Source organism: Limnospira sp. PMC 1279.21, assembly GCF_032349615.1.
Classification (GTDB): Bacteria; Cyanobacteriota; Cyanobacteriia; order Cyanobacteriales; family Microcoleaceae; genus Limnospira; species Limnospira fusiformis.
The window spans coordinates 1-2,028 of the sequence record NZ_JARPLU010000341.1 but is presented as its reverse complement, the minus strand read 5'-3'; the positions used below and the strand labels follow the sequence as shown (position 1 = coordinate 2,028).

Here is a 2,028-nt window from a genome sequence, read left to right as displayed (position 1 = left end):
TCCCCCCGCTTTATGACTTCAACTTTCAGAGCTATATGACATACGTAGTCTTTAAAGTGCGAAACGTTCAGGCATGAAATAGGGTTGCAATACCCGAAATAACCGCCTGGTGGGGATTTTAACCCCTCGGTTGAATATATGGAGCGTACTCCTGACCATCCCCATAACTGTTTATATGTCCCAACGCTTTGTATAGAAATATACAAAACAAAGGCAGGGAACTCAAGGTCAAAATGCAAAAATCGGAAATCTTAAAATTCCTTAACAATTGCGTTGAGAGTAACGGCGATAGCCACCCCCAGTTTTAGGATTCACAACCCTGGGACTGAAGCGGGGAACGGAAGGCGTGAAGTAGAACCTACTACCAAAAGCGACCACTGCCAACCATCCATGACTAAGGAAATCTGAATGTTCCGACTTGAACCATCGTCACTAGTAAGCAGCGAAATAGGTTGATACGCTGCGCTCAAAAGAGTAAGGGGAAAAGTAGGGATTTATTAAACCTACCTACACAGACCTTTAAAAGTACCCCGGTGGAGAGGACAAGTCTAAAGATGGAATGCCCATATAAACGGAACGTTGTAACCCCTTCCAGGCTCTGATTATCTGGTCGAGGTAATCAGAAGTGATGAGTGTAAGCGCAAGCCTGTTAGGGGATGAGATGTGACCAGAAGCCAATGCCCGACCGTAATGGTAGGGATATGCAGACGGGTCACGGTTTGATTGCCAAGAATAGAGCCAAGTAGGAGCATATATGGCGCAAGCGAGTTTAAAGAAAGGATTTGGTCAACCCAAACCAATCAAGACTACGAAAAACGCATGGAAAGCAATTCCGTGGGCGAAAGTTCAGCGAAAAGTTTTCAAACTCCAAAAGAGGATATTTCAAGCAGCTAAATCGGGACAGGACGCAAAGGCACGAAGGTTGCAACGTCTATTGGTGAAATCATATTATGCCCGACTCTTAGCAGTGCGGCTGTAGGGGCGGGTTCCACGGTCAGCCATGCTTCCCAACAGTCAGCTTAATAAACCCGCCCTCCAAGATAATCAAGGCAAGAAAACGGCTGGAGTTGATGGAGTAAGAGCAATCTCTCCAAAACAAAGGTTTGAACTCGTCGAGAACATTAAGGGAAACATCAAAGCAAAAGCACTTAGGAGAGTATGGATTCCAAAACCTGGAAGGGATGAAAAACGCCCACTAGGTATTCCTACAATCCAAGATAGAGCAAGGCAAGCTTTGGTCAAGTCGGCACTTGAACCCGAATGGGAGTCAAGATTTGAAGGCACTAGCTACGGGTTCCGTCCTGGACGATCCGCCCATGATGCAATAGCACGAATTTACTCAAGTATCAACAAGGGTAAATACTTCGTGTTAGACGCAGACATAGCGAAATGTTTTGACCGAATAAACCATGATTACCTAATGTCCAAAATTCATTGTTCAAGCAGCCTAAAACGAGATATTAAACAATGGCTCAAAGCAGGCGTTTTGGATAACGGTGTATTTGAGGATACAGAAGCAGGGACACCCCAAGGAGGGGTAATAAGCCCACTCCTAGACAACATCGCACTGTTGGGAATGGTTAGGCTAATTGAAACAATGTATCCTAAGAAAGAAGGTAAGGCTGTCAAAGCCTGCCTAATAAGATATGCCGATGATTTCATAGTAATATCACCATCACTAGAAATCATTGAACAGTGCAAAACTGCAATTTCCGAATAGCTAAAACCTGTAGGATTAGAGATTAAACCTGGAAAGACTCGAATCTGTCATACACTCAATTCCATTGAGTATAATGGCAAAACTGAAGAACCAGGGTTGGATTTTCTCGGATTCAATATCAGGCAATACCCAGCAGGAAAATATAAATCTGGAAAAATAGGTGGGACAACAAACCGATTAATCGGTCATAAAACTCACATCAAACCCAGTAACAAAGCAGTCAAAGCCCACACAGAAATGATAAAAGGTGTAATTAAACAACATAAAACAGCACCTCAATCAGCCCTGATTAGTAAACTAAACCCGAT

Annotated in this window: 2 protein-coding genes and 1 pseudogene; all 3 read left to right on the top strand. The window is 43.5% G+C overall.

Features of this window, described 5'->3' with window-relative positions; all coding sequences use genetic code 11:
• Positions 1 to 754 precede the first annotated feature (754 nt).
• Positions 755 to 979 (top strand): reverse transcriptase N-terminal domain-containing protein, encoded by a 225-nt coding sequence (locus P5683_RS26620; protein WP_368663755.1) that lies wholly within the window; start codon positions 755 to 757, stop codon positions 977 to 979.
• Positions 980 to 1,000: 21 nt separating this feature from the next.
• Positions 1,001 to 1,720 (top strand): reverse transcriptase domain-containing protein, encoded by a 720-nt coding sequence (locus P5683_RS26615; RefSeq protein WP_006621555.1) that lies wholly within the window; start codon positions 1,001 to 1,003, stop codon positions 1,718 to 1,720.
• A 96-nt stretch (positions 1,721 to 1,816) separates the two neighbouring features.
• Positions 1,817 to 2,028 (top strand): annotated as a pseudogene (locus P5683_RS26610) (HNH nuclease); the annotation flags it as partial.

What these genes read in the sequence shown, in the direction of transcription:
- P5683_RS26620 (WP_368663755.1), top strand. Translation starts at nt 755, where the DNA reads ATGGCGCAAGCGAGTTTAAAGAAAGGATTTGGTCAACCCAAACCAATC.
- P5683_RS26615 (WP_006621555.1), top strand. Translation starts at nt 1,001, where the DNA reads ATGCTTCCCAACAGTCAGCTTAATAAACCCGCCCTCCAAGATAATCAA.